At 40.5% G+C, this 2571-nt stretch carries 2 protein-coding genes and 1 pseudogene; all 3 read right to left on the bottom strand.

Features of this window, described 5'->3' with window-relative positions; all coding sequences use genetic code 11:
• Nucleotides 1–567: 567 nt before the first annotated feature.
• Nucleotides 568–1113: a cell division protein ZapC gene (locus ABR397_RS22255; protein ID WP_350307617.1), complete on the bottom strand. Its 546-nt coding sequence runs from the start codon at nt 1111–1113 to the stop codon at nt 568–570.
• Nucleotides 1114–1314: 201 nt separating this feature from the next.
• Complete coding sequence (pyrD, locus tag ABR397_RS22250; protein WP_350307616.1) at nt 1315–2325, bottom strand: quinone-dependent dihydroorotate dehydrogenase; 1011 nt, start codon at nt 2323–2325, stop codon at nt 1315–1317.
• 177 nt (nt 2326–2502) lie between these two features.
• Nucleotides 2503–2571, bottom strand: a pseudogene (locus ABR397_RS22245) (RNA-guided endonuclease InsQ/TnpB family protein); the annotation flags it as partial.

The raw sequence follows: 2571 nt of genomic DNA, 5'->3' as shown, positions 1-2571 counted from the left end.
GTTCTTCTAAATTAAACATGCCTGAGGATCTCCACGATTTTGTTTTCTTTGACAAAAACTTTGATCGTGCCTCAGGCACTTAGTTCCCTTCTTAAGCAAACCTCAGGTTAACCAATAACTTCTTATGCTGCTTACTCAATTTTGTTGAAGAATAGAAAGACAGAAGAGAGCGTGGAAAGGGAACAGATGATACATACTCCAAGGAGTAGAGGAAATTAATTTAAAACGCTTTCTTATTTCCCAAGCCGGCCATATCCCATACTCCACTCTATTATCATTGTTCTGAAACAATGGAAAATATTGCAATGGGCGATCCGTAACTATTACACATCATGGGTAGGTTTCCACTGCAATAGTGAACCGATCATTTTAAAACAGCGAGAGCAACAAGGAATAAAAGTGCTTTACAGATATCCGGTAGGAAGATGTGAATGTGATAAAATTTCCTCAGATGATACAGAACCATTTTCTCAATTAACAACGATAATTATATTCTGGCTTGTAGTTGTATGCCAGAAAGTGGTTTTACTTCCAAGAATCGCAGAACAAATAAATGTTAAACTCAAATCAAACCGCAGTGCCATAAATTGGCATACGAACAGGTTCCACAAATGGCATCAATCGATCATTCATAATTTTGATTGGATCACAAAAGCTCATTACGCGATCAGATAACGTTAATTTCGGTTGAGCCAGCAAACAAAGACTCGCACTATCTCCAGCTTCCGCCACCAGAAATATAGCCTCTGTTCCGCAATCCTGAAGCCGTACCTGAATTAATTCTCCTTGCACAGGTTTTTCTATCATGGCAAACCGGGAAAAATACCAGCTTCTTGGCATTTGCGGCTTTATAAAGCGAAAAGCAACTAACGCATTAAGAATTAATTCAGCCCTGAATTCATCTGAAATATTAATCCGGCGTGTCTGTTCTTCAAAACAATAATAAAGGGCCGCATCTTCTACAGAAAATGAAGTCTCTCCCATTGCATAAGGCGTCAGCATCTTTGCAGGAAAACAGGAACGAAAAGCCATACCCTTAGACAGATCGAGCATTACGCGGTCATGGTCAGTATCAAAATACCAGCGCCATTGGTCATCAGGTTTAAGTTTCATGGGTTATCCTTATTATGCAAAAAAACTGACATCGCTAAATAGATGCACTAAACAGATTGTAAATAACTTGTCCGCTATTCAGTGAAATAAGCCTTGCCATATAGCCAGATATGAAGGACTGATAAAAATTTAGATGATCAGAGCGAATATAGACGAGTTGGGGGCAAAAATAAACCCCCAATGATAAATTAACCACAAAATTTAGATATGATTGACGATATCTTTGACTAATTTTGGACCATGATAGATAAATCCAGAGAAAATCTGTATTAAAGAGGCCCCTGAGGCTATTTTTTCTCTGGCGGCGGTCAGTGAATCTATTCCTCCAACACCGATAATAGGAATTTCACCTCTTAGTTCTCGATAGAGCTGGCGAATAACTTCTGTACTACGTAACTGAATCGGTCGTCCACTTAATCCACCAGCTTGTTGGCAATAGTTAAGGCCCTCAACTAATTTCCGGTCTAATGTTGTATTAGTCGCAATAGCACCATCAATATTATGACGAATTAAACTATCTGCAATTTGGATCAACTCTTCTTCAGAAAGATCTGGTGCGATTTTTACCGCAACAGGAACATATTTTTGATATTTTTGCTGAAGCTCACTCTGCTTATCTTTAATTGCAGACAATAAATCATCCAGCGCTTCGCCATATTGCAGTGTTCTTAAACCTGGCGTATTTGGTGAAGAAATATTAATCGCGATATAGCCGGCATAAGGATAAATTTTCTCCATGCAGATTAAATAATCATCTTTCCCATGCTCTACAGGCGTATCTTTATTTTTACCAATATTGATCCCAATAACTCCACCATATTTTGCCTTTTTGACATTTTCCACCAGGTTATCGACACCAAGATTATTGAAACCCATACGGTTAATTAGCCCTTCAGCTTCAACAATACGAAATAATCTGGGTTTATCGTTTCCTACCTGAGCTCTTGGGGTTACAGTGCCAATTTCAATAAAACCAAATCCCATTGCGCCAAATGCATCAATACAATCGCCATCTTTATCAAGACCTGCGGCCAGGCCAAGGGGATTTTTAAATGACAGGCCCATACAAGTAACAGGTTTTGTAGCAACTGATTGATGGATAAGAAATTCGAAAGGACTACCGCTAATGCGCTTGAGCTGGCGGAAAGTTAACTCGTGCGCCCGTTCCGGATCAAGCTGGAACAACGCCTTCCTGATGAGAGAGTAGTACATGCGATCTCCTGAGATCAAGATAACAGGGAGTGACTGCCGTAAATTAAGCGCCGGGCATCTTAATAAGATCTGATCCGAAAGTAAACGATGGCAAGAATAAATTTATTATCCTGGATAACAAGTCAAAGAATATCGGGGTGACTGCTCCCCGCCCTGTCGGGCGAGGCTTCCCACTTCCTAGGCCGCAACCGTCTGTGTGACGGATTTACACTGGCCTCCATGGGCAGAAACGACGAGTCCCGCCGC

This window comes from Photorhabdus viridis (assembly GCF_040256935.1).
GTDB lineage: Bacteria > Pseudomonadota > Gammaproteobacteria > Enterobacterales > Enterobacteriaceae > Photorhabdus > Photorhabdus viridis.
This window is presented reverse-complemented; position numbering and strand designations above follow the sequence as displayed.

Excerpts from the sequence above, each read along its gene's own strand:
- ABR397_RS22255 (WP_350307617.1), bottom strand. The coding sequence starts at position 1,113 with ATGAAACTTAAACCTGATGACCAATGGCGCTGGTATTTTGATACTGAC.
- pyrD (WP_350307616.1), bottom strand. The coding sequence starts at position 2,325 with ATGTACTACTCTCTCATCAGGAAGGCGTTGTTCCAGCTTGATCCGGAA.